This is a genomic window from Thermococcus argininiproducens, assembly GCF_023746595.1.
Classification (GTDB): Archaea; Methanobacteriota_B; Thermococci; order Thermococcales; family Thermococcaceae; genus Thermococcus_A; species Thermococcus_A argininiproducens.
Map to the genome: position 1 here is coordinate 994,243 of NZ_CP080572.1, position 21,609 is coordinate 1,015,851.

At 38.6% G+C, this 21,609-nt stretch carries 25 protein-coding genes and 1 tRNA gene; 15 read left to right on the forward strand and 11 right to left on the reverse strand.

Features of this window, described 5'->3' with window-relative positions; genetic code table 11:
* From K1720_RS05280 to K1720_RS05325, 10 genes are all read left to right on the forward strand, one after another.
* A complete protein-coding gene (locus K1720_RS05280; RefSeq protein ID WP_251947160.1) occupies positions 1-648 on the forward strand; it encodes an HAD family hydrolase in 648 nt (215 codons plus the stop codon).
* A complete protein-coding gene (locus K1720_RS05285) occupies positions 645-824 on the forward strand; it encodes a hypothetical protein (protein ID WP_251947163.1) in 180 nt (59 codons plus the stop codon). The genes K1720_RS05280 and K1720_RS05285 overlap by 4 nt, the downstream gene beginning before the upstream one ends.
* 3 nt (positions 825-827) lie before the next feature.
* Positions 828-1,637 (forward strand): DUF4392 domain-containing protein, encoded by an 810-nt coding sequence (locus K1720_RS05290; protein ID WP_251947166.1) that lies wholly within the window; start codon positions 828-830, stop codon positions 1,635-1,637.
* A 5-nt stretch (positions 1,638-1,642) separates the two neighbouring features.
* Positions 1,643-2,257: an HD domain-containing protein gene (locus K1720_RS05295; protein ID WP_251947168.1), complete on the forward strand. Its 615-nt coding sequence runs from the start codon at positions 1,643-1,645 to the stop codon at positions 2,255-2,257.
* 155 nt (positions 2,258-2,412) lie between these two features.
* Positions 2,413-2,922: a KH domain-containing protein gene (locus K1720_RS05300; protein ID WP_251947201.1), complete on the forward strand. Its 510-nt coding sequence runs from the start codon at positions 2,413-2,415 to the stop codon at positions 2,920-2,922.
* A gap of 23 nt (positions 2,923-2,945) precedes the next feature.
* Positions 2,946-4,262 (forward strand): aspartate--tRNA(Asn) ligase, encoded by a 1,317-nt coding sequence (gene aspS, locus K1720_RS05305; RefSeq protein ID WP_251947203.1) that lies wholly within the window; start codon positions 2,946-2,948, stop codon positions 4,260-4,262.
* A 61-nt stretch (positions 4,263-4,323) separates the two neighbouring features.
* Positions 4,324-6,375, forward strand: coding sequence for a COG1361 family protein (locus K1720_RS05310; RefSeq protein ID WP_251947205.1), 2,052 nt, complete (start codon positions 4,324-4,326; stop codon positions 6,373-6,375).
* A 55-nt stretch (positions 6,376-6,430) separates the two neighbouring features.
* The gene (gene pth2, locus K1720_RS05315; protein WP_251947208.1) at positions 6,431-6,787 is read left to right on the forward strand and encodes a peptidyl-tRNA hydrolase Pth2; all 357 of its coding nucleotides are present in this window, start codon (positions 6,431-6,433) and stop codon (positions 6,785-6,787) included.
* A gap of 10 nt (positions 6,788-6,797) precedes the next feature.
* On the forward strand, positions 6,798-8,063 hold the full coding sequence (gene truD / locus K1720_RS05320; protein ID WP_251947211.1) for a tRNA pseudouridine(13) synthase TruD: 1,266 nt from the start codon (positions 6,798-6,800) through the stop codon (positions 8,061-8,063).
* 12 nt (positions 8,064-8,075) lie between these two features.
* The gene (locus tag K1720_RS05325) at positions 8,076-8,792 is read left to right on the forward strand and encodes a phosphoglycolate phosphatase (RefSeq protein ID WP_251947213.1); all 717 of its coding nucleotides are present in this window, start codon (positions 8,076-8,078) and stop codon (positions 8,790-8,792) included.
* Here the strand turns inward: K1720_RS05325 and pyrF are convergent.
* Genes pyrF through pyrB form a run of 6 tightly spaced genes read right to left on the reverse strand, consistent with a single transcriptional unit; the run spans position 8,780 to position 13,780 of the window.
* Entirely contained in the window at positions 8,780-9,532 is a 753-nt protein-coding gene (gene pyrF, locus K1720_RS05330; protein WP_251947216.1) for an orotidine-5'-phosphate decarboxylase, read from the reverse strand. The genes K1720_RS05325 and pyrF overlap by 13 nt on opposite strands.
* Positions 9,522-10,451, reverse strand: coding sequence for a dihydroorotate dehydrogenase (locus tag K1720_RS05335; RefSeq protein ID WP_251947219.1), 930 nt, complete (start codon positions 10,449-10,451; stop codon positions 9,522-9,524). Before K1720_RS05335 ends, pyrF begins: the two co-directional genes overlap by 11 nt.
* Complete coding sequence (locus K1720_RS05340; RefSeq protein ID WP_251947222.1) at positions 10,436-11,143, reverse strand: iron-sulfur cluster-binding protein; 708 nt, start codon at positions 11,141-11,143, stop codon at positions 10,436-10,438. Before K1720_RS05340 ends, K1720_RS05335 begins: the two co-directional genes overlap by 16 nt.
* Positions 11,136-12,401, reverse strand: coding sequence for a dihydroorotase (locus K1720_RS05345; RefSeq protein WP_251947224.1), 1,266 nt, complete (start codon positions 12,399-12,401; stop codon positions 11,136-11,138). The genes K1720_RS05340 and K1720_RS05345 overlap by 8 nt, the downstream gene beginning before the upstream one ends.
* 9 nt (positions 12,402-12,410) lie before the next feature.
* Positions 12,411-12,863, reverse strand: coding sequence for an aspartate carbamoyltransferase regulatory subunit (gene pyrI / locus K1720_RS05350; RefSeq protein ID WP_055282245.1), 453 nt, complete (start codon positions 12,861-12,863; stop codon positions 12,411-12,413).
* The gene (gene pyrB / locus K1720_RS05355) at positions 12,860-13,780 is read right to left on the reverse strand and encodes an aspartate carbamoyltransferase (RefSeq protein ID WP_251947227.1); all 921 of its coding nucleotides are present in this window, start codon (positions 13,778-13,780) and stop codon (positions 12,860-12,862) included. The genes pyrI and pyrB overlap by 4 nt, the downstream gene beginning before the upstream one ends.
* Before the next feature lie 78 nt (positions 13,781-13,858).
* Between pyrB and pyrE the strand changes: the two genes are divergently transcribed.
* Complete coding sequence (gene pyrE / locus K1720_RS05360) at positions 13,859-14,413, forward strand: orotate phosphoribosyltransferase (RefSeq protein WP_251947230.1); 555 nt, start codon at positions 13,859-13,861, stop codon at positions 14,411-14,413.
* 13 nt (positions 14,414-14,426) lie between these two features.
* On the opposite strand, the gene K1720_RS05365 is transcribed toward pyrE, so the two are convergent.
* Positions 14,427-14,639, reverse strand: coding sequence for an ArsR family transcriptional regulator (locus tag K1720_RS05365; RefSeq protein WP_251947233.1), 213 nt, complete (start codon positions 14,637-14,639; stop codon positions 14,427-14,429).
* Between the two features lie 141 nt (positions 14,640-14,780).
* Between K1720_RS05365 and rlmD the strand changes: the two genes are divergently transcribed.
* From rlmD to K1720_RS05380, 3 genes are all read left to right on the forward strand, one after another.
* Positions 14,781-16,040: a 23S rRNA (uracil(1939)-C(5))-methyltransferase RlmD gene (gene rlmD / locus K1720_RS05370; protein WP_251947235.1), complete on the forward strand. Its 1,260-nt coding sequence runs from the start codon at positions 14,781-14,783 to the stop codon at positions 16,038-16,040.
* Between the two features lie 51 nt (positions 16,041-16,091).
* Complete coding sequence (lrpA, locus tag K1720_RS05375) at positions 16,092-16,517, forward strand: HTH-type transcriptional regulator LrpA (protein WP_251947238.1); 426 nt, start codon at positions 16,092-16,094, stop codon at positions 16,515-16,517.
* Between the two features lie 35 nt (positions 16,518-16,552).
* Positions 16,553-16,630: transfer RNA gene (locus tag K1720_RS05380), tRNA-Gly, on the forward strand.
* 42 nt (positions 16,631-16,672) lie between these two features.
* Here K1720_RS05380 and K1720_RS05385 read toward each other — a convergent pair.
* The 4 genes from K1720_RS05385 to K1720_RS05400 form a co-directional block, all read right to left on the reverse strand.
* Entirely contained in the window at positions 16,673-16,942 is a 270-nt protein-coding gene (locus tag K1720_RS05385; protein WP_251947241.1) for a hypothetical protein, read from the reverse strand.
* A 115-nt stretch (positions 16,943-17,057) separates the two neighbouring features.
* The gene (locus K1720_RS05390) at positions 17,058-18,221 is read right to left on the reverse strand and encodes a cation:proton antiporter (protein ID WP_251947244.1); all 1,164 of its coding nucleotides are present in this window, start codon (positions 18,219-18,221) and stop codon (positions 17,058-17,060) included.
* Between the two features lies 1 nt (position 18,222).
* On the reverse strand, positions 18,223-19,365 hold the full coding sequence (locus K1720_RS05395) for a cation:proton antiporter (RefSeq protein WP_251947247.1): 1,143 nt from the start codon (positions 19,363-19,365) through the stop codon (positions 18,223-18,225).
* An 18-nt stretch (positions 19,366-19,383) separates the two neighbouring features.
* Positions 19,384-19,941 carry a CBS domain-containing protein gene (locus tag K1720_RS05400; protein WP_055282229.1) on the reverse strand — a complete coding sequence of 186 codons (558 nt, stop codon included), beginning with the start codon at positions 19,939-19,941 and terminating at the stop codon, positions 19,384-19,386.
* Between the two features lie 185 nt (positions 19,942-20,126).
* On the opposite strand from K1720_RS05400, the gene K1720_RS05405 reads away from it, so the two are divergent.
* Entirely contained in the window at positions 20,127-21,581 is a 1,455-nt protein-coding gene (locus tag K1720_RS05405) for an NAD(P)/FAD-dependent oxidoreductase (protein WP_251950567.1), read from the forward strand.
* The last annotated feature ends 28 nt before the right edge of the window (positions 21,582-21,609 follow it).

Below are 21,609 nucleotides of genomic sequence, written 5' to 3' on the forward strand. Positions count from 1 at the left end.
ATGAGAGCTATCTTTTTTGACATAGATGGAACTCTCTTAACAGAAAAACCTCTCATTATGCTATTTCTTCCACAGGTATATGATACACTCTCAAAAAAACTTGGAATATCCAAAGGTGACGCTCGACTAAAATTTCTTAGAGAAATCGCAGAAAGAAAAAATACTTACGAATGGCATGATTGGAATTTTTTCTTTAAGAGCTTTGGACTTGAGTTTAGGTATGAAGAGTTGATAAAGAGTTATCCCCACAAAATTCAGGTGTTTCCGGATGTAATCCCAACTTTGGAGTGGTTAAAAGAAGAGGGATATAAGTTAGGGGTAATAACTAGTGGTCCAGAGTATCAGAAATTGAAACTCAGGATAACAAAACTTGACATGTACTTCGATGTTATTGTAACAAGAGAAGATGTAAAAACTGTGAAGCCTGATCCTAGAATATTTTTATATGGGTGTGAGAAGTTGGGAATAGAACCGAGAGAAGCTGTAATGATAGGAGATGACTTAAATCAGGATGTATATGGCCCTAGAAATGTTGGTATGATGGCTATCTGGATAAATCGTGAAGGCATAGAGGATTATAATTTTGCTACCATTGAAATTAGGAGCCTTCATCAGCTTAGAAGTATACTGGGGGGATTTAGAAAATGAGGGAGATATTCAATAAGGAAGGGATTTTCATAAAATTTGAAGAAAAGCTAGTGAAACTGGAGAATGGGGATGAGTTGGTGCATAGGCAAGAACGTCCTACTAATCTATGGTGGGAACTTAAAGAGGTCATAAAGGGAAAAAAGGTCAAAATAATTGTATATGAGCTTGGGGAATGAAAGATGATTGCACATCTAATCAACACTGATATCTATGGAAGGGACATTTTGGAAGTTTATTTGGAATATCGAAAGCAAAACTTCAATTTTTTAGAGGATGCTAAAGATCTCTTTTTAAAAAACCTAGATAATGTTCTCATTGTGACATGTTTTCCAATACCTCCAATGCAAATAGTAGAAACTGACGGTCCACCTGGTGCTTTGGCCCTATATAAGGCAATTGAAAAACTTGGAGGGAAGGCGGAGATATTAACGTGTGAAAAAATAAGAAGAGCCCTCAACGAGTTTAAAGTTAATTTTGCAGAGAATCCTTCAGTTGAAGAGTACTCTCTTTTGATAAGTGTTGAAACCCCTGGACGGGCAAAGGATGGAAGATATTATTCGATGAGTGCATTAGAAATTAAAATGCCGCCTTTTGATGAATTATTTTTGAAAGCGAGAGAGCTTGGGATACCTACCATTGGAATTGGGGACGGAGGAAATGAGATAGGAATGGGAAATATTGCCGAACTCATTAAGAAGTACATCAGGTTTGGAGAGAAAATAACTAGTATTATAGAAGTTGATGAATTAATACTTGCTGCAGTTTCCAATTGGGGTGCGTATGGGTTAATTGCTCAAGTTTCTCTTGAAGTTAAGGAGAATCTCTTGAAAAATTGGGATGAAAGAAGAGTTCTGGAGGCTCTAATTTCTGCAGGGGTTATAGATGGGGTTGTTAAAAAACCTCAGCTTAGCGTTGATGGAATTCCACTTGAACTTCATAAGAATCTCATAACCTTGCTTAATTCGATAATAGAAAGTAGAATTGGGTGAGTACGATGAAAATCGAGGAGTATATTCATAATAATGCTAGTTTGGAGCTTATACGAAAAGCAGAGCAATTTGCTAAAAATTTCTTTGAAAGAGAGGGGACTCATGGATTTTCTCATATTAAACGAGTTTTTAATCTTTGTTTACATTTAGGAAAGGATGAAGGGGCTGATCTTGAAGTTCTAGCTTTAGCAGCATTGCTTCATGATATTGCACGGCCTTTGGAAGACAAGGGAATTGTGGATGATCATGCAAAAGAAAGTGCAAAAATTGCCCGTCGCTTTTTGGGTTCTCTTGGATATCCCAAGATAGAGGAAGTAGTTCATGCAATCGAAGCTCACCGGTTCTCAAAACCTCCGGAACCAAAAACCATTGAGGCAAAAATACTAAGCGATGCGGATAAACTTGATGCCATAGGTGCAATCGGAGTTGCAAGAGTATTCATGTATTCGGGAGAGCATGGGAGAGATATAGAATTCTCATTAAAGCACTTTGAAGAGAAAATATTGAAACTTAAAGATTTGATGTATACCAAAAGTGCAAAGAAGCTTGCTAACGAAAGACATAAGTTCGTGGAGGAATTTATTAAAAGAATACAGAAGGAAATTGAAGGAGAGCTTTAGGGTTTTTTGTGAGATACATCTTTTTTGAGGTCTTGATTTTAGAGTGAACAGCTCACTTTTCAGTTCTTTTTGCGAGGGGATAAGGTTTTTAAATAACATCTACAAAAGAGTGTTAGCTTATGTTCATTTTTTGCAAATAACTGGGAGGTGAGCTAATGAAAGCACCAATCTGTGAGGTGTGTCTTAAAACGGAGGATATTTTATGCCCAGCAGATGAAAAGAAACTGCAAGAGGGGGTTATTTCTGAGATGGATGTTAGGATTTCAAGGATGCTTTACAAGCTCTTAGGAGACGTTGATGTAGAATTTAAAAAAGCAGTAGAGGCTGGTGACCTAGTAGTTATAATGGTAGGAGAGGGAAATGTCCCTCTTGTCATCGGGAAGGGTGGCAAAAATATCAAGCTCCTTATGAGGGAGCTTGGAAAGAGAGTGAGAGTAATTGAAGGGATGGAAATAAAGGGGACTGAAGACATCAAAAAGTTGGCAATAGACTTATTATATCCTGCAAGTGTCTTTGGGGTTAATGTAGTGTATGCTCCAGCTGGACAGTACTACAAAGTCTTGATACTTAGAAGAGATAAGCAGAAGCTTCCTGAGAGGCAGGAAATTTTGGAAAATATATTATCTAAAATCGTTGGCTCTGATGTAAAGATCTCTTTTATCTGATTCTATTTTTTGGAGGTTTAAGCATGTATAGGACACACTATTCAAGTCAAATCACTGAAGAGTTGAATGGGAAAAAGGTAAGAATAGCCGGATGGGTACATGAAGTTAAGGATCTAGGTGGAATAAAGTTTCTATGGATACGAGACAGAGAGGGCATAACCCAAGTCGCTGCACCAAAAAAGAAAGTATCTGAAGAGCTATTTAAACTTATACCAAAGCTCAATAGTGAAGATGTAGTTTCGGTTGAAGGAGTTGTTAACTTCACTCCAAAAGCAAAATTGGGTTTTGAAATTATTCCTGAAAAAATTGAGATTCTGTCAAAAGCCGGGACACCACTCCCATTAGACCCAACTGGAAAGATTAAAGCTGAATTGGATACTAGGCTTGATAATCGTTTTATAGATCTAAGAAGGCCAGAAGTCATGGCAATATTCAAAATCCGTTCAAGTGTCTTTAGAGCAGTTAGAGACTTCTTTTATAAGGAAGGCTTTGTAGAAATTCACACTCCCAAAATAATAGCTACAGCTACAGAGGGTGGAACTGAACTCTTTCCTATGAAATATTTTGAGAAGGATGCTTTTTTGGCCCAGTCTCCGCAGCTTTACAAACAAATTATGATGGCTTCAGGGTTGGACAGAGTCTTTGAAATAGCCCCAATATTTAGAGCTGAGGAACACAATACTACTAGACACCTAAATGAGGCTTGGAGTATTGATGGAGAAATGGCGTTTATAGAGAACGAAGATGAAGTGATGCAGCTTCTTGAACGCCTCGTAGCATATGTAATTGGTTATGTGAGAGAGCATAATGAGAGGGAACTAAGAGCCCTTGATTTTGAACTTGAAGAACCAAAGCTTCCTTTCAGAAGGATTACTTATACTGAAGCTCTTGAAATCCTAAGAGAGTTAGGAAAAGACATTCCTTGGGGAGAAGATATAGACACTGAAGGGGAGAAACTTCTTGGTCGTTATATTAAAGAAGCCTATGATGAAGACCTCTATTTCATATATCAATATCCTAGTAGTGCCAAGCCTTTCTATATTATGAAATATGACAATAAGCCAGAGATCTCAAGATCATTCGACCTTGAGTATAGGGGGATAGAGATAACCTCTGGTGGTCAGAGAGAACACAGATATGATAAACTAAAGGCTCAAATAGCAGAAAAAGGGCTGAATGTGGAAAGCTTTGACTTTTACTTAAAAGCATTCCGTTATGGCATGCCGCCGCATGGAGGGTTTGGTCTCGGTGCTGAGAGATTGGTCAAGCAAATGCTTGACTTGGGCAATATCCGAGAAGTCATACTATTCCCAAGGGACAGAAAAAGGTTGGAACCATAAGAGCTTTATATTCTTTTACCTTTTTATGAATTTAGGAAACAAGTTGGTGGAGGAGAAAAAGATGAAAAAATTGCCTCTGATTATGATGGGGTTGCTGATTTTTTCACTTGTGCCTTATGTGGAATCAGCTAGTGTTGGAAAAGCTAGCATTGATCAAGTAATGCTCGGTTTGGGAGAATCAGTGACTTTTGGTGATTATAAGATTCAATTTGCAGATGTAGATCAGGCATGGACTCAAGCACTAATAAAGGTTTATGCTAAAGATGGGAGTCCTGTCACGAGTAAAGTGCTCCCCACTGGGTACTCTCTTCCAGTACCCGATGCTCAAAATCCAATATTTTATGTCAGGGTTTCGTGGATATTAGCAAGCAATCAAAAAATTTTGATATCCTTAGAATCAGATCTGGAGTTAGTCCAAGGGGATGTAAATATTACCAAAAATGGGGAGTATTCCCTGCCTTATAAGTTCAATGATGTAGTAATTCCAGCTATAAAAATAAAAGTGACCAACACTTATGACAATAAGGTAGATGTTCAAATTAAATTGCCTTATGAAACTGTAACTCAAACTATTTTTGAAGGAGACTATTATGGCGTCGCTTACAAGTTAAATGGTGATTTTCAATACTCTCCGTACCTATATCTTTACCTCAAAAACGCAACTACAAGTTATGCAGTTTTTGATGTGTATCTTCCAAAATATCCAACTACAGTTTTCCAATTGGGTGAAGGGGAGACTGGTGGTACTACGCCAAGTGCCCCAAGTGCAGAGCCGACTGAACTTGTTTATAATGACATAATGTACGAAGGGGAAAATCTCACAATAACTCTTAATGAGACTAGTTACACAGTGAAGCTTAATTCGGTTGGATATTATTCTAGCTTTTCCGTTTTTGAGCAAAACAACGAGATAGCAACATTTAGGGTGAAAGAGGGGAAAAGTTATCAGCTTTCAGAAGCACCACTTAGAATAGAAATTCCACTCCATAGTGTTGACTTGGAATACAATAGGGTTCAAGTAAAGATTTATGCTCCCCAAGGCTCAGAGGTTTCACCGATAATTAGAGAAGCAGAAATAAAAGCTGAGTTAAGTGTTAGTACAGAAAAACTTCTACTAAACGATGAATTAGTCCTCTTTGTTAATATTAGGAATCAAGGGCGAGGAAAGGCTTTTGATGTTAAGATCGTTGTTCCAATTCCCACGGGGTTTGAACTTAAAAGTAGTAGAACATGGAATCTTAAAACACTTGAACCATTTACTGAGGTACCAGCATTATTTTACACCTTAAAGCCAATACAAGTTGGCACATATAAGATGGGACCAGCAAGTGTAACTTATTACAAAGAAGATGGGCAAGAGGAGAGTATAATTTCAAATACGATTGATCAAGTTGTTGTTTACGCAATTCCAAAGCTTTCTGTAACAGGAGAGGCCTTCAACGGTACATGGAGCACTTATGTCCATACCCAAGAGAAAACCGTCAAATTAAAATTCACGATCTCTGCAGAGGGTAAAGATCCGAAGTATGAGTTCATTAAAAATGCAACCCTGCAACTAGAGCTTCCTGATAGTATGGATGGAGAGACAAAACTATACGTTGGTGATATTAAAGCTGGTGAAACAAAGACTCTTGAAAGTGATTATGCAATACTAAAAGCAGACAATGCCATAATAAATGCGAAACTAGTTTATCAAGACCCTCTGGGGAATTGGCACGAGGAGAGCTTTGGAAATCTAGTTGTAGTAAACTCACTTCCACCAGCAATTGAGATTAAGGAAGTAAAGGTGTATCCCGCCCCAGATGAACTCCCATCCTATGTGAACAGAACTCTCGCCGAATTGGATAATGATAGTAAGGTCACGCTGGCAGAAGCTCTCCAGAATATTACCATTGCATACTTACCAGAAAAGGGTATCAGCTGGTGGCCAATCCTTACAGTTCTCTTCATTATAGTTTCAGCGGTTCTAGGATACAATTATGTTGACTTGAAGTCAAAATATGATAAAGCTCTCAAAGAACTTGGAAGAAAGAAGAGGAGACCTGGAGGAATTCCAAAGAAAGAGGAAGCTCAAAAAACTGAAGAAATCCAGAGTAAAGAAGAACAACTTTGAACTCTTTTCTTAACTTTTATATACTCCTTTTTATTTGGTTCTCTTGGGATGTGAAATGTTTAGGTATAAGCAAGTCGTAGTAGTTAGGAGCGACTTAAAACTCAGTAAGGGAAAGTTAGCAGTCCAAGTAGCTCATGGAGCAGTTACAGCAGCCTTTAAAGCGTATAAAGAGAAACCGGAGTGGTTTAAAGCATGGTTCCAAGAGGGCCAGAAAAAAGTCGTAGTAAAAGTAGATAGCGAAAGTGATCTATTTAAACTAAAAGCTGAAGCTGAGAAACTTGGGCTTCCAACAGCTCTAATAAGAGATGCAGGCTTAACAGAAATTCCTCCAGGCACGATAACATGCTTGGCAATTGGCCCTGGCCCTGAAGAACTAGTTAATAAAGTCACTGGAGATTTAAAGCTTGTGTGAGTGGAAGAAAATGGACTATAGAGAATTCTTTGCTCAATTCAAATATTTAAGTCCATTGGCAGGTATCGGTGGAAGAATCAAGTCTCGACCAGAGGATTTTGTAGTTAAAGAAGTTATTCCAAAGTCTGTGCATAGAGGGAACAAATGTTTGATTTACATCATGAAAAAGCGGAATTGGGAAACAATGGCAGCTGTAAAGGAAATTGCCAAACGCAGCAGCATTGATTATAAAGCTATTGGATTCGCTGGGACTAAAGACAGACATGCTGTGACGTATCAGTATATTAGTATTTGTACAGAAAACCTAGAAGAGGTTAAAGAGCGTGTTGATGCTTTAGATATACAGGATATTTCTCTAAAGTTTGTAGGATTTGGAAAACCTCTAAAGCTTGGCATGCTCCTTGGGAATCATTTTCAAATAATTGTTAGGGATGTCAATCCTATCAAAGGACTAAATAGAACACGTGAGATTCTAAAGGAATTGAAGTCTAAGGGAGGGTTCCCGAATTACTTTGGTTACCAGCGTTTTGGAGAGAGAAGAGTTATTAATCATGAAGTTGGGAAGCTTTTACTAAAAGGGAACTTTGAAGAGGCAGCTTTAAAGTTTTTGGGCGAGTATACTGGAGACATGATGGGCGATGAAGCTAGGAAGAATTTTTTAGAAACCAAAAATGTAGAAAAAGCTTTGGAAGAGTTTCCTAATTTTCTCCGGTATGAGCGCGCAATGCTTTACAAGTATAGAGAAACCAAAAGCTGGAAAAAAGCCTTTGCAGTTCTTCCAAGACCGATAGTACGGATATTCATTCATTCTTATCAGTCCTATTTGTTCAATAAAGTGTTATCCCGTAGAATAGAAGAGGATTTGCCTCTTAATGAGGCTTTTGTGGGTGATATAGTCTGTCAAGTGAAAAAAGGTCTTCCACTTCGGAGTAAGACATTTAAGGTTACAAAGGGGTCATTAAGATTCGTTAATGAGAGGATTAGGCGAGGAGAGGCCATGGTAACTGGGCCAATTTTCGGTTTTGCCTCAAGACTTGCCGAGGGTCAGATGGGTAAGATAGAAAGGGAAATCTTGGAAGAGGAGGGAATAAGCATGGATGAATTCAAAATGAAACAGCTCTCAATTCTCGCAGAGGCTGGTGGTAGGAGAGAGCTTCTAATCAAACCAAGAGAATTTAAGTACAGGAGCTTCGAACAAGGATTGGTATTTAGATTTTTCCTTCCTAAAGGGGTTTATGCTACAAGTGTTATGAGAGAGATAATGAAAGATCATTAGGGGGGAGATACCATGGTTAAGGCAATCTCGGTAGATATAGACGGAACGATAACGTACCCAGATAGGAGATTACATGAAAAAGCTGTTGAAGCCATAAGACTAGCAGAGACTCTTGGGGTACCTGTTATGCTCGTCACTGGGAATAGTGCATGTTTTGCTTATGCTACAAGCATTTTAATTGGCACGACTGGCCCATTTATTGCTGAAGATGGGGGAGTGATAGGGGACAGGAAAAATAATCGTATTTTTCTTGGGGACATGGGTGATTCGATGATTTTGTGGAGTGAACTGAAAAAACGTTATCCTAATGCTGAAATGAGTGATACGATGAAATATGGAGAAAGACGGGCAGGTCTTGTAATAAAGAGAACGGTACCTGTAGAAGTCGTTAGGGCCATTATAGGGGACTTGAATTTAGATCTCATAGCTGTGGACAGTGGATATGCTATTCATGTAAAACAGCCCCATGTAAATAAAGGAGAGGGAATAAAGAAAGCATGTCAAAGTTTGGGCATAACTCCAAAAGAAGTCGCACATATTGGTGATGGAGAAAATGATCTTGATGCTTTCAGGGTTGTAGGGTATAAAGTTGCAGTGGCCCAGGCTCCAGAGAGTCTTAAAAAGAAAGCAGATTATGTCACAAATAAATCTTATGGGGAAGGAGGAGCAGAAGGTATTTTGCATATTTTGAAAAAGTTTGGATATTTGGAGGACTATTACCCTAAGTAGTATTTGTTTAGAATCTCTCTGAATTCTTCTGCGGTGTTTCTAACATTTTCTGCAAATATTATTGCTCTTGACACGTTTACTAAGATGTCTCTCCCCTTTAATTCTTCAAGGATTTTTGGGTTTCCTCCCTGTGTTCCAATTCCAGGAATTAGCCATGGGAGAGTCCCACTTTCGTGGGAAACTTTTTTTATGTAATCCTCTTTTGTAGCACCAACAACAATTCCCACTTTTTTGGGATAGGTGCGTTCAAGCTCTTTTGAAAGTTCAAGCACTCTTGGATATACAGATATTTCGAGCTCATGTGCAGACTCATTACTAGTTAAGAGAAGAATGAACACATGTCCTTTTTCTAAAAATGGAATTATGGCATCTCGTCCCATGTAGGGATTTACAGTTACAGAGTCTACTTTTAGTTTGTCGAAATAAGCCTCTGCATAGGCTTTTGCAGTATTTCCTATGTCTCCCCGCTTGGCGTCCAGAATTATTGGAACTTTTGTATCTTGTTTTATTAGTTCTACTGTTTCTTCTAAGGCTTTGTATCCTCTCCAACCAAGTTTTTCATAGAAAGCAATGTTTATTTTGTATGCACATACGAGATCTGCGGTTTCTTTTATAACATGCTCATTGAATTCTGTAATATTCCTGAATTTTTTGGGAATCCTGTCTATATCACTATCCAAACCTACTACAAGGATAGAATTGTTCTTATCTCTAGCTTTTCTGTATTTCTCAAGAAACACTGAATCCACCTCTGTGGGCTATTCCAATTATGTCCCTAAATCTTTTTATCTTTTTCCGCTTGAGAAATGCTTCAATCCCACTTAAGATTGTTGTAGGGCTCTGTGGATCTACCATTACAGCCGTTCCTATTCCTAAAAGTGATGCTCCTGCCATAGCATATTCGAGAGCATCTTGCCAGTCCATAATTCCGCCTATACCTATTATTGGTATATCCAATACCTCACTCGTTTTAAATACTCTTGCAAGGGTTATTGGTTTTATAGCTGGCCCACCTAAGCCTCCTGTTTTAAGTTTGAGTACTGGTAAGCCAGTTTCAACATTTATTCTCATGGCTTGAATACCATTTCCAATAGTTAATCCATCTGCTCCTGCCTCTGCAGCCGCTTTTGCAATCTCTATTATATCTGTGACATCTGGAGCAAGTTTGACTATTATTGGCTTATTTGTTAACTCTCTGGCAGTTTTCACGACTTTTTGTGTAAGTTTCACGTCTTCTGCCCAACGTCTCTTTCCCTTGATATTAGGACAGGAAAGATTAAGTTCGATGAGTGGTATTTCTTTTATCTTGTCCATCTCTTCTACTAGGAGTTGCCATTCCTCAAGACTGAATCCAGCTATACTACCAATCTTTATGGTATTAAGCTTATTGAGTTCGGGCACGATTTCTGTGATAAATCCTTTAATACCTGGGTTTTGGAGTCCTATGGAATTTATGATTCCTCCATACGCATCTACGAGTCGTGGAGGTGGATTTCCCTCTCTAGCTTTCACTGTAATCGTCTTTAGGGTTATTGCACCAACTTTTGAGAAGTCTAAGTACGGTTGGAGCTCAAAACCAAACCCTGCAGGCCCAGAGGCCAGCACTATTGGGTTTTTAAACTGTATTCCGAATACTTCAATGCTTAAATCCACTCCCATGTTATCTCCTCCTTTCTGAATAAGGGGCCATCTTTGCAGACGAGCTTCACACCCTCTATAGTCTTCAGGGCACAGCTCTTGCACGTTCCAACCCCACATCCCATTACAGCTTCAAGAGATACATACGCATTTTTAGGCAAGTTTTTTAGCATTGGAATAGGACCGCATGCTATTATTCCAACTTCCTCTGAAATTAGCTCGTTAAGAGCATCTACAACAGTATGTCCGCTTTCTTCCTCTATTACGAGATGTTTCTGTTCATTTTCATTAAAGAGTTTTCTTATATGTGCTTCTTTGAATCCATATAACTTTGTATATGTTAGCTCTGGATGTAGTTCAGAAAAGAAGTTTAGTGGGGAAATTCCACTTCCTCCTCCAACCAGAATGTACCGTTTCGTTAAATCTATTGAGCTAATGTAGGGATTTCCATGAGGTCCTCTTACATAGAAAATTTCTCCAATAGGACTTGAAAATATTCTCCCTGTTAGTCTTCCAACGCGCTTTATGAACAATACGAGTTCTCTATTCTTATATGAGTATATGGAGAATGGTTTCGCTAAAATTGGCTCGTCTGGAGCTTTAAGCATTACAAATTGCCCTGCATCTGGGTTTTCTATCTTTTCCTGAAGTTTGAAAATAAAAAATCCATAGTCGCCACTTATTCTCTTTTTCTTAAGTTCAGCTTCAATCAATCCTATCCCCCCTGTACACAATTTTGCCATTTTTAATCGTTAATTCAATAACTCCTGGAAGGGTTTTGTTTAAAAATGGTGTATTTTTACCTTTTGAAAAGAGAGTCTCTTCATTAACCCTCCATGTTTTGCTTGGATCGAGTATCACAACATCTCCGGAATATCCGGGGATAATGTCTCCTTTAAGACCCAAGTTGAAAAGTTGGGCTGGTTTCCAAGTAACTTTCTCCAAAAGAACCTTGAAGGGGATTTCGTATTTCTCGGCTATAATGAAAAGTGAAGAGAGGAGGGTCTCGATACCACTTATTCCAAATGGGGCCTCTTCTATGTTTGTAGATTTTTCTTCTTTTGAATAAGGTGCGTGATCAGTAACTATTATATCAATTGTACCATCTAAGAGGCCCTTTATAAGCTCTTCTTGATCTTCTTTTCTTGGAAGTGGAGGATTAACTTTTTTAAAAGGAGATCGGTCTCTTAAATCCTCATCAGTAAAAAGTAGATGGTGATGAGTTACCTCGGCTGTTACTGGCACTCCTCTTTTCTTCGCGTCTCTTAGAATTTTGACAGAAGCACTTGTAGATAAGTGTTGGACATGGATGTGAGCTCCAGTATAACGAGCAATCTCAATATCCCTTGCAACAGCTATTGATTCAGCAATATCTGGGATTCCACTTATCCCGTAAGCCCTTGAGAATTTACCTTCCCTTATACTTCCCCCAGATAATTCTGTTATCTCTGCATGGTCAGCAATTGGCTTCCCTACGGCTCTTGCAAGCTGCGCTGCCTTGAGAAACACTTTAAAACTCTGGGGGGTTGTTCCATCATCGCTAAATGCAACTACGTGTGGAGCTAGGGTTTTAAAATCTACAAGATCTTTTCCATATCTCTTTTTTGTTATTGCTCCTACTGGGAGAATATCGATAAGCCCCACTTGTTGGGCTCGTTTTTTTACATAATTAATGCTTTCAATACTATCTAGCGGAGGATTCGTGTTTGGCATTATTGCCACAGTAGTAACTCCCCCGTGGACAGCAGCTTTTGAGCCACTTTCTATAGTCTCCCTATGTTCATAACCTGGTTCTCTGAAATGAGCGTGCATGTCTATTAAGCCAGGAATCACGAGTTTGTCTCCTGCATCTATAAACTCTCCTCTTTCTTTAGGCTTATCGTGCTGGACTTTTTTGATTATTCCATTTTTTATCACAATGTATCCTTTTCCTTGATAGCTGTGAGATAGTATCTCGCCTCTAATTATCATGTTTAGTCCTCACAAGAGGTTCTTAGCTATGATCTCTTCTTCCATAGTCCTCTCACAGTAGTGGCACTTTAACTTAAGTGGTTTCTTTGAAATCACTTTGAACTTTGGTTTTACTTTTTCATAGTGGGTTATACAGTTTGGATTTGCACATTTGATGATGCCAATTATTTCATCTGGTACTTCCACATTTTTCTTCTCAACGACTTCCCATTTATCGATGATGTTTACTGTGGCAGTAGGTGCTATAAGGGCTATTTTATTTACCTCATCTTTACTCAGAATTTTCCCTTCTACTTTTATTATGTCCTTTTTTCCAAGCTTTTCACTTCTGACATTAACGGCGATGAGGATTGTACTGTCTTCTGGCAAATTAAGGATTTCAAGGACCTTTAGTCCCTTTCCTGATGGTATGTGGTCTATGACTGTTCCCTTATGAATTGCTGAGACTTTAAGCTCTTTCATTCTATCACCCCCAGGACTATCCCTAGAAGAGCCATTCTGACAGGAACTCCACTCCAAACCTGCCTGAAATACGCGGAGTAACGTGTTTTATCTACTTCGTAGGATATCTCATCGACTCTTGGTAGAGGATGCATGATCTTGAGAGTCTCTTTTGCTCCTTCTAGGATCTTTAGATCAACTCTGTAAGATCCTTTGATTTTGTTGTACTCTGCTGGGTCTGGAAATCTCTCCTTTTGAATTCTTGTAGCGTACAGTACATCAATTTCAGGAATAACACTCTCCAGGTTGCTAGTCTCCACTATGTCCACTTTATCTGAGATCTCTTCCACGATATGTCTAGGCATTTCCAGTCCTGGAGGAGCCACAAAGTAAAGCTTAACGTTATAGTAAGAAAGTGCTTTTGCGAGGCTGTGTACAGTTCTTCCATACTTGAGATCTCCTAAAAGAGCTATCTTAAGTCCATCGATTTTCCCAAATTCTTTTTTAATGGTATAGAGATCTAAAAGAGTCTGAGTAGGATGTTGATTTGCCCCGTCTCCAGCGTTTATTACTGGGATTTTTGCAACTTCTGCAGCCAATCTTGCAGCCCCTTCTTTTGGATGTCGTATAACTATTACATCTGCGTAGTTCTCTACAGTTCTTATAGTGTCCATGAGGCTTTCTCCTTTCTTAACACTGGTGGCTGAAGCCTCAGCAAAACCAATAACTGAACCTCCGAGTCTGTGCATTGCACTCTCAAAGCTTAATCTAGTTCTTGTGGATGGCTCAAAAAAGAGAGTTGCTAAAACTTTACCTTTTGCGTATTGGAGTGTTCCTTTTTCTTTAAGTTCCCTCTCAAGCAATTCTGCAGTTTTTAACACGTATTCAATATCGTCTTTTTCAAAATCGTTTATACTAATCACATCTTGGAATCGCATAAAGCCCGACCGAATTAAGTTCCCAAAGATTTATAAATTTTTTGTTAACATATTTTTGGAAATGTAGGGGTGGTTTACATGGAACTGTCAAAAGAAAAGGATCTTTTGATTGACCTGATCTTCAAAGAGGGTGCTATTGAATTTGGAAACTTTGTTCTTAGCTCAGGAAAACAAAGCAACTATTATATTAATATTAAAAAACTTATAACAAATCCTCAAGCCTTAAAGATAATTGCTTCTCTTATAAAAGCTAAAGCAGAGAGTTTTAGTCTTGAGTATGACAAAATAGCAGGTCCAGAACTTGGGGCAGTCCCCATTGCAGTTTCATTGGCTTTAATAACTGATAAACCTCTTTTAATAGTACGTAAAAAGAAGAAGGATTACGGAACGGGAAAGCAAGTTGAGGGAGATGTAAAAAGAGGGGATAGGGTCCTTCTTGTAGAGGATGTTACAACAACTGGGGGGAGTGTACTTAGAGCAGCTAAGATTTTGGAGATGGAGGGTGCTAATATAGTGGCTATCATTGTGGTTGTTGATCGGGAGGAAGGTGCCAAGCAAACTCTGGAAAAAGAAGGTTACATGTTAATTCCCTTGGTAACAGTTGGAGAGCTCTTTAAATATAGAGAAAAGTGAAGTAAATAAGGGACTAAAAATAATCTTCAAGAGTTTTTGCTTTAATCATTATTGCGGCTTTTTCGTTTCCGTAGAATATTTCAACAAGTCCTTCTGATTCCAGACTTTTTAATGTATAGAGAAGCCATGGCATTGGGGTCTCCAGTTCTTCACTCAACTTTTGTAAAGAAGTCGCCTTCTTTTTTGTCACTAATAGTTTGTAAATAATGTCTTTTTTGACAACCATTCTGAAGACACCAAATAATATATTGTTTTTGTTTCTAATAAAGATTTCTTGCCATGGTGTTGACATTTTGACAAGTTAGAGGAGAAATTATTCTCTTTTTTAGACGGCACATTTTTATAGGGATATTTTAAACTTTGACACATGCGAGTGGAGATAAAGAGGCTAAGTCCCGATGGATTTGGGGAAACTGAGGTTGGAGAAAAGAAGATACTAGTCCCTTTCACTGTTCCAGGGGATATAGTTGATATTAGGAAGTGGCATAGGGAAAAAAGAAAACTTGTAGCCCATGATTATGAGATAGTCGAGACATCTTCTTCTAGAATTAAACCGAAGTGTGGATATTTTGGCATTTGTGGAGGTTGTTTATTACAACATCTTCCTTATAAAGAGCAGATAGGGTTTAAAGAACAGAAATTATTCGAGCTTTTACAGATTCAAGTTGATGTGATTCCATCTCCTAAGATATATGGATATAGGAACAGGGTTGATATTGCAATAACAACCAGGGGTATTGGGTTTAGAAAAAGAGGTACTTGGTGGAATGTTGTTGATATAGAGAAGTGCGATGTGTTTGGGAGTAAAAGTAAAAAAGCTCTAAAATCCCTAAGAGAACTCATTGAAGACTATAAATTGGCAGTATGGGATCTAAAGAAAAATACGGGCTTTCTAAGGTATATTGTATTACGAGAGGGCAAATTCACCGAAGAGCTTATGATAAACTTGGTGACATCCGAAGGGGAGCTTCCTGAAAGAATTTTTGAATACTTTGATTTTGCGACTTCTCTTTACTGGAGTGTTAACGATACTAAAAGTGATGTGTCTTATGGAGAACCAAGGAACTTTTGGGGAGAGGAGTTTATTAGGGAGAAGTTGGATGATGTTACATACTTTATCCATCCAAATTCATTTTTCCAAACAAATTCATATCAGGCTGTTAATCTTGTAAAAAAGGTTAGTGAATTTGTAGAGGGGGAGAGAGTTCTTGATCTCTACTCTGGAGTCGGAACCTTTGGAGTTTATTTAGCAAAGAGGGGTTTTCAAGTGGAAGGGATTGAAGTGAATCCTTTTGCCGTAGAAATGGCCAATAAAAATGTTAGAATAAACAATGTGAATGCTGAATTTAGAGTGGGCGTTGACAAAGATGTGAGAAATCTGGGAGTTTATGATACTGTTATTGTGGATCCTCCTAGAGCGGGTCTTCATCCAAAGCTCATAAAGAAACTGCTAAGGGATCTTCCTGAGACACTAGTTTATGTCTCATGTAACCCAAAAACCTTCTCTGAAAACTTGGAAAAGCTTAAAGAGAGTTATCTCATTGAGCAAATAGTGGGCCTTGATATGTTTCCTCATACTCCCCATGTTGAAATTATTGCAAAACTAAATTTGAAAAGCAAAATATAGGGTTCAAAAAGTTAATATACATGTTTGATAAAACAACGGTGAGGTGAGTTTATGTTAGACGAACGAGATAAGGTCATAATTGAAATGTTGACAAAAGATGCAAGGATGCCTTTCACAGAAATAGCAAAGACCTTGGGTATAAGTGAAACGGCAGTCAGGAAAAGAGTACGGGCATTAGAGGAGAAGGGGGTTATACGTCAGTATACTATTAAAGTGGATCCACAAAAACTCGGTTATAATTTGATAAGCCTTACTGGCGTTGATACAAAACCGGAAAAACTTTTTGAAGTTGCGGAAAAACTGAAAGCCTTTGAGTTTGTTAGAGAATTATACCTCTCAAGTGGGGACCACATGATTATGGCAGAAATATGGGCAAGAGACGGGGAAGACTTAGCAGATATAATGTCAAATAAAATAGGAAAAATTGACGGGGTTATAAAGGTTTGTCCTTCCATAATCTTAGAGCGCCTAAAGTAAAGCTTTTAAACCTTTTTTGTATTATTCTTCGTTGAGCGGTGGTAGTCTAGCCTGGTCTAGGACACCGGCCTCCCAAGCCGGTGACCCGGGTTCGAATCCCGGCCACCGCACCATGCACTTTTTCTATTCTGGAGAAGGGGGGCAAGTTGGAGGGATTAGCTTACCATTTCAATGACATCCGTATCTTCGTTCCCAAACACATAGAATCTTAGTTCGATGATTTCTCCAGTAGACTTGCGTAGCTCCCAAACTTCATAAAGTCTATCTTCAGTTTCTTGCCTCTTTGAAAAACTTCCTCCTTCTTTATAAAATTTGTTTAATTCTTCGTAAATGAAATTACTCAACTGTTCTTTATCTCCTATTAGAAGAGTAAGTTTTTTGAGTTTCCCATTGACTATCTCCTCCCTGACGATTACATAGACCATATACCACACCTAGAATCTTTTCATATTACATTCACAATTTTTATGGTTTCTTCAAATATAAATAATTTTCTTTCAAAAGAGTTGAAGAAGAGTCTCTGTTAATAAGAGTTTTATTTCATTTTTCTGACGTCTTAACTGTTTTGATAGAGGGGGCTTTTGAATAGTAAACCCATTTTAGTAGGGGAGGTGTTAAAATCGTAGTCACGAATACCATGAATATGGCTATTGTTAAGGCGTCTGTACCAATTACACCACTTGCTAGGGCTATTGTAAGCATTGCAAGCTCAACACCAAGTCTAGGGATCATTCCAACTCCAATTCGTAGGGAAGCACTGAAATCAAAACCTGCTAGATACGCCCCGGCTCCACACCCAATGACTTTACTCATTATTGCGGCAATAGTGTATAAAATCGCGAAAAGGCTAGCATGTAAAATATAACTGAGTTCAATTCTCATTCCCACTTCTACAAAGAAAAGGGGAATAAACAGAGAGTAACCAAGAATGCTTACATGATCTTCAACTTGCTTTCGATAGTTTGTCTGCCCAATAGTTAGTCCTACTAAATATGCTCCTAGAATAGAGGCTAGGTTTAAATGTTCGGCCATGTAAGCAAAGATTATTAGAAAGACTATTGCGAATGCTGTCGTAGATTCAGGCAAGTCTATGCGGGAGATTCTTCTAAAAGCCTTTTCTGCAAAAACGGGGCCGAAATACAGAAAAACTGCTAGGAATCCACTAACCTCAATAATAATCTCAAGGATAGTTTTATAATCGATAGTTCCTTCACGGAGGAGAGATATTATTACAGTTAGGACAAGTATTCCTAATACGTCATCAACAACTGCAGCAGCCAAAATAGTTGTACCTTCTCTAGTTCTAAGTTTCCTAAGCTCCATTAGGACTTTCACAGTTATACTGACACTTGTTGGGGTCATTATTGCACCATAAAGGAGAGCTTCGTGGAACTCTACAAATGGATATGCAACTAAAAATCCAAGTATAAAGGCGAATGCTACTCCTATTCCAGCTACGAGGACACTTGGCTTTCCAACTCGCTTAAATTCGGTAAGGTCGCTTTCAATTCCTGCTAGGAATAAGAGCAGGAGAACTCCAAGGTTAGAGAACTCTCTAATTATTTCATTGCTTTCTGCAAAAAGCCCTATGAGTAATCCGCCTAAAATTTGTCCGAGGACTACAGGTTGGCCGATTTTTTCAAATACCCACCCAAGAAGTTTAGCCACTGCAAGCATTAGGGCAATCACAAGTATTGTCTCCATACTAATCCCTCGAGAAGGCCCATTTTAAGAGGGGTGGTGTAACAAATGTGGTAATTATTACCATCGTAACCGGAATTGAAAAGATACCTTTGTCAAATACCCCTTCTGTTAGTGCGACATTGGCCATAATTAAAGCAACCTCCATTCTGGGAACCATTCCTACACCCACTTTAAGAGCGTCTTTTGGACTAAATCTGGCTGCTAAGGCTCCAACACCACAGCCGAATATCTTCCCTGCGACTGCTATTATTGAATAAACTATTGCGAAGGATCCTGCATGTAAGAGAATACTCAGGTCAGTGTTAATTCCAATCCCAACGAGGAAAACAGGGACAAACAGGGAGTATGAAAGGGTTATTATTCTATCGGTTATTCTCTTTGCTTCATCTGTTTGGGCTATTAAAACTCCTGCTAAATAAGCTCCCGTTATTCCTGCTATTTTAAACTGTTCAGCTATATAGGCGAAGATAAGTGTTAAAGCAAGAGCAAATGCTGTTAAGGTTTCTGGCAAGTCGATTCTCTCTGAAAGCATTAAAATTTCTTTGATAACAGGTTTTCCAACGAGCCAGCTTATTATGAAAAATAGAATTATTTCTCCGATTAATATTCCAAGATCTTCTACATATACATGTCCTTTTCTATGCATGGCTATCAATGTGGTAAGCACTATAATTCCTAATATGTCATCAACAACTGCAGCAGCCAAAATTGCTGTTCCTTCTTTTGTTCGGAGTCTTTTCATTTCCATCAAAATACTTGCAGTTAGTCCAACACTAGTGGCTGTTAAAATACCTGCTAGGAATAATGCCTCCATCTTTTCATATCCAAACCCTTCAGAAACAAAGTATCCTAGTGCGAAAGGTACTGTTACTCCTCCTATGGCCACCAGAAAAGCGGGAAGTCCAACGCTCTTGAATTCTTCAACGTCTGTTTCAAGGCCAGCAAGGAAAAGTAATAGAACTATTCCCATTTCACTTATTAAATGAACCCCTTCAGAATAGCTTACTATACTAAGAATAGAAGGGCCAATAAGCATTCCTCCAATAAGTTGCCCAAGAGCTCCAGGCATTTTTACTTTTGTAGCAATATAGCCAAATAGTTTGGCCACTATCAGGATCACTGCAAGTTCAAGGAACACATCCATACTTTCATCTCCTGCTGATTAAAGAGCGACAAGTCTAATAAGCCGGATTATGTCTTTGACCTCCAACAACCCATGGACCTTTTTTTCACTATCCACAACCGGAAGATGATGTTTCCCCGTCTCTACCATGAGCTTGATCGCGTGTCCGAGATTATCATCCACATGAATTGTTATTGGCTTTGTCACCATTATATCTTCTACTCTAGAGGCTCGGGTTATTGTGTACTTTTTTAGCAATCCCAACCCCACAACAGAGTACCTTCTAGGGGTTGTGAAAAATTGGAGAAGATCTTTCATTGTGATAAACCCTAACAGCTTCCCTTCATCGTCTACAACTATTGCAGAAGTTTCTTCGCTTGTGAACTTTCCTATCAAAACAGTAAGTGAATCTTGGGGATGAACTGTTAGAAAATCTTTATCCATAACAATTTTTACGGGAACTTTTGAAATATATCGAAGGTTGTGGCTTAGTTCCTCTTTTCTCTGAAGTTGTAAATGTCTCTTTTTGCCTATTATTATTGCTATTTTTTTATTTTTAGCTTCTTTAGGTTTGTTTGAAAGGGAGGCGTCTTCCACATTTATCCCCTATAGTTTTTCTCTCTTCTCAACTTAAAATTTTCTCTTCTTGAGCAAGGTCTCTATTATGGACCCTAAAAATATACATTTTTAAGGCAAAAACTTAGAGAAAAGCATGAGGTATTAGTCTTGTAACAAGCAAAAAGTTTATAAGAACGGTGACTACAAACATAGACAAGGGAAATATGAATTTTGAAGAAAAGTTTGATGTTGTCATAATTGGTGCTGGACCGGCAGGTCTTTTTTCGGCCTATGAGCTTTCAGAAAAGAGTGACCTGAAGATTGCAGTAATTGACGAGGGAGGAGACATTGAAAATCGAATATGTCCAATGGATGAACTTGGCTATTGTATCGAGTGCAAACCGTGCCATATCATGAGTGGTGTGGGTGGAGCAGGAGGACTTAGTGACGGGACTATAAACTTAAGACCAGATATTGGAGGAGATTTAACAGAATTTACAAGGGATGAGATGTATTCTTGGCAGCTTGTTTGGGAAGTAGATCAGATTCTCTTGAAACATGGTGCTCCTAGAGGGGTCTACAAAGGCAACGAAGATGAAATACGGATGTGGGAACGGAGAGCTGCCCAAGCTGGAGTGAAATTTATTCCAATAATCCAGCGCCACATAGGTTCAGATCATACTAAAGGAGTTATAAAGAGCATAAAGGATCACTTAGAGAATAAAGGAGTTAAGTTCCTCTTGTGGACAAAAGTGGAAGAATTTAGAGAGGGGGAAGTTATTGCTAGGAAAGGGAAGGATACATTTGCAATAAAAACACGCTACATAATAGTTGCTCCAGGAAGAGGAGGAGCAGAATGGTTTCAAGAAGTTGCGCAAAAGATTGGTTTACACTCAAGGCATGGGCCGATTGATGTGGGGGTTAGGGTTGAGGTACCAGCCATAATAATGGACCCAATAACGAAAATAAACCATGATCCCAAGTTCCATATATACACTGAGACTTACGATGATTTCGTGAGGACATTCTGTACGAACCCAAATGGTTTTGTCGTTGAAGAGAAATACGATAGTTATGTAGGAGTAAATGGGCATTCAATGAGGGACAAAAAGAGTAATAATACAAATTTTGCTTTTCTTACAAGAATTGAGCTTACAGAGCCAGTAGAAGATACGACAGCATATGGAAAAAGTATAGCTCAGTTAGCAACGACTATTGGTGGAGGGAAACCGATATTGCAGAGGTTAGGGGATTTAAGGCGAGGAAGGAGAAGTACATGGAGTAGGATTAAGAAAAGTGATGTTGAACCCACTTTGAAACATGTTACTCCAGGAGATATAGCAATGGCCTTGCCTCATAGAGTTGTTACAAACATAATCGAAGGACTTGAAAAGCTTGACAAAGTAATTCCAGGTGTTGCCAGTGACCATACGCTTCTCTATGCTCCTGAGATTAAATATTATGCTATGAGAGTGGAAGTTAATGATCTGCTTGAAACGAACATGGAGAATATTTTTGTGGCTGGAGATGGTGCAGGACTTTCAAGGGATATAGTAAACGCCGCTGCAACTGGTCTTTTAGCAGCTAGAGGAATACTAATTAAAGAAGGGTTTTACAGAGAACGAGACTTCAAAAAATCAGGTAATTGGAAAAAGTCTGTTGAAAGTTTGGAAGAATAGGAGCAAGCTTTAAATTTGGTTCCTATTT

What these genes read in the sequence shown, in the direction of transcription:
- K1720_RS05325 (WP_251947213.1), top strand. Translation starts at nt 8,076, where the DNA reads ATGGTTAAGGCAATCTCGGTAGATATAGACGGAACGATAACGTACCCA.
- K1720_RS05395 (WP_251947247.1), bottom strand. Translation starts at nt 19,365, where the DNA reads ATGGATGTGTTCCTTGAACTTGCAGTGATCCTGATAGTGGCCAAACTA.
- K1720_RS05385 (WP_251947241.1), bottom strand. Translation starts at nt 16,942, where the DNA reads ATGGTCTATGTAATCGTCAGGGAGGAGATAGTCAATGGGAAACTCAAA.
- pyrB (WP_251947227.1), bottom strand. Translation starts at nt 13,780, where the DNA reads ATGCGATTCCAAGATGTGATTAGTATAAACGATTTTGAAAAAGACGAT.
- truD (WP_251947211.1), top strand. Translation starts at nt 6,798, where the DNA reads ATGGACTATAGAGAATTCTTTGCTCAATTCAAATATTTAAGTCCATTG.
- K1720_RS05390 (WP_251947244.1), bottom strand. Translation starts at nt 18,221, where the DNA reads ATGGAGACAATACTTGTGATTGCCCTAATGCTTGCAGTGGCTAAACTT.
- K1720_RS05285 (WP_251947163.1), top strand. Translation starts at nt 645, where the DNA reads ATGAGGGAGATATTCAATAAGGAAGGGATTTTCATAAAATTTGAAGAA.
- K1720_RS05310 (WP_251947205.1), top strand. Translation starts at nt 4,324, where the DNA reads ATGAAAAAATTGCCTCTGATTATGATGGGGTTGCTGATTTTTTCACTT.
- aspS (WP_251947203.1), top strand. Translation starts at nt 2,946, where the DNA reads ATGTATAGGACACACTATTCAAGTCAAATCACTGAAGAGTTGAATGGG.
- rlmD (WP_251947235.1), top strand. Translation starts at nt 14,781, where the DNA reads ATGCGAGTGGAGATAAAGAGGCTAAGTCCCGATGGATTTGGGGAAACT.
- K1720_RS05365 (WP_251947233.1), bottom strand. Translation starts at nt 14,639, where the DNA reads ATGGTTGTCAAAAAAGACATTATTTACAAACTATTAGTGACAAAAAAG.
- K1720_RS05290 (WP_251947166.1), top strand. Translation starts at nt 828, where the DNA reads ATGATTGCACATCTAATCAACACTGATATCTATGGAAGGGACATTTTG.
- K1720_RS05280 (WP_251947160.1), top strand. Translation starts at nt 1, where the DNA reads ATGAGAGCTATCTTTTTTGACATAGATGGAACTCTCTTAACAGAAAAA.
- K1720_RS05295 (WP_251947168.1), top strand. Translation starts at nt 1,643, where the DNA reads ATGAAAATCGAGGAGTATATTCATAATAATGCTAGTTTGGAGCTTATA.
- lrpA (WP_251947238.1), top strand. Translation starts at nt 16,092, where the DNA reads ATGTTAGACGAACGAGATAAGGTCATAATTGAAATGTTGACAAAAGAT.
- pyrE (WP_251947230.1), top strand. Translation starts at nt 13,859, where the DNA reads ATGGAACTGTCAAAAGAAAAGGATCTTTTGATTGACCTGATCTTCAAA.
- pyrI (WP_055282245.1), bottom strand. Translation starts at nt 12,863, where the DNA reads ATGAAAGAGCTTAAAGTCTCAGCAATTCATAAGGGAACAGTCATAGAC.
- K1720_RS05300 (WP_251947201.1), top strand. Translation starts at nt 2,413, where the DNA reads ATGAAAGCACCAATCTGTGAGGTGTGTCTTAAAACGGAGGATATTTTA.
- K1720_RS05405 (WP_251950567.1), top strand. Translation starts at nt 20,127, where the DNA reads ATGAATTTTGAAGAAAAGTTTGATGTTGTCATAATTGGTGCTGGACCG.
- K1720_RS05345 (WP_251947224.1), bottom strand. Translation starts at nt 12,401, where the DNA reads ATGATAATTAGAGGCGAGATACTATCTCACAGCTATCAAGGAAAAGGA.
- pth2 (WP_251947208.1), top strand. Translation starts at nt 6,431, where the DNA reads ATGTTTAGGTATAAGCAAGTCGTAGTAGTTAGGAGCGACTTAAAACTC.
- K1720_RS05335 (WP_251947219.1), bottom strand. Translation starts at nt 10,451, where the DNA reads ATGGGAGTGGATTTAAGCATTGAAGTATTCGGAATACAGTTTAAAAAC.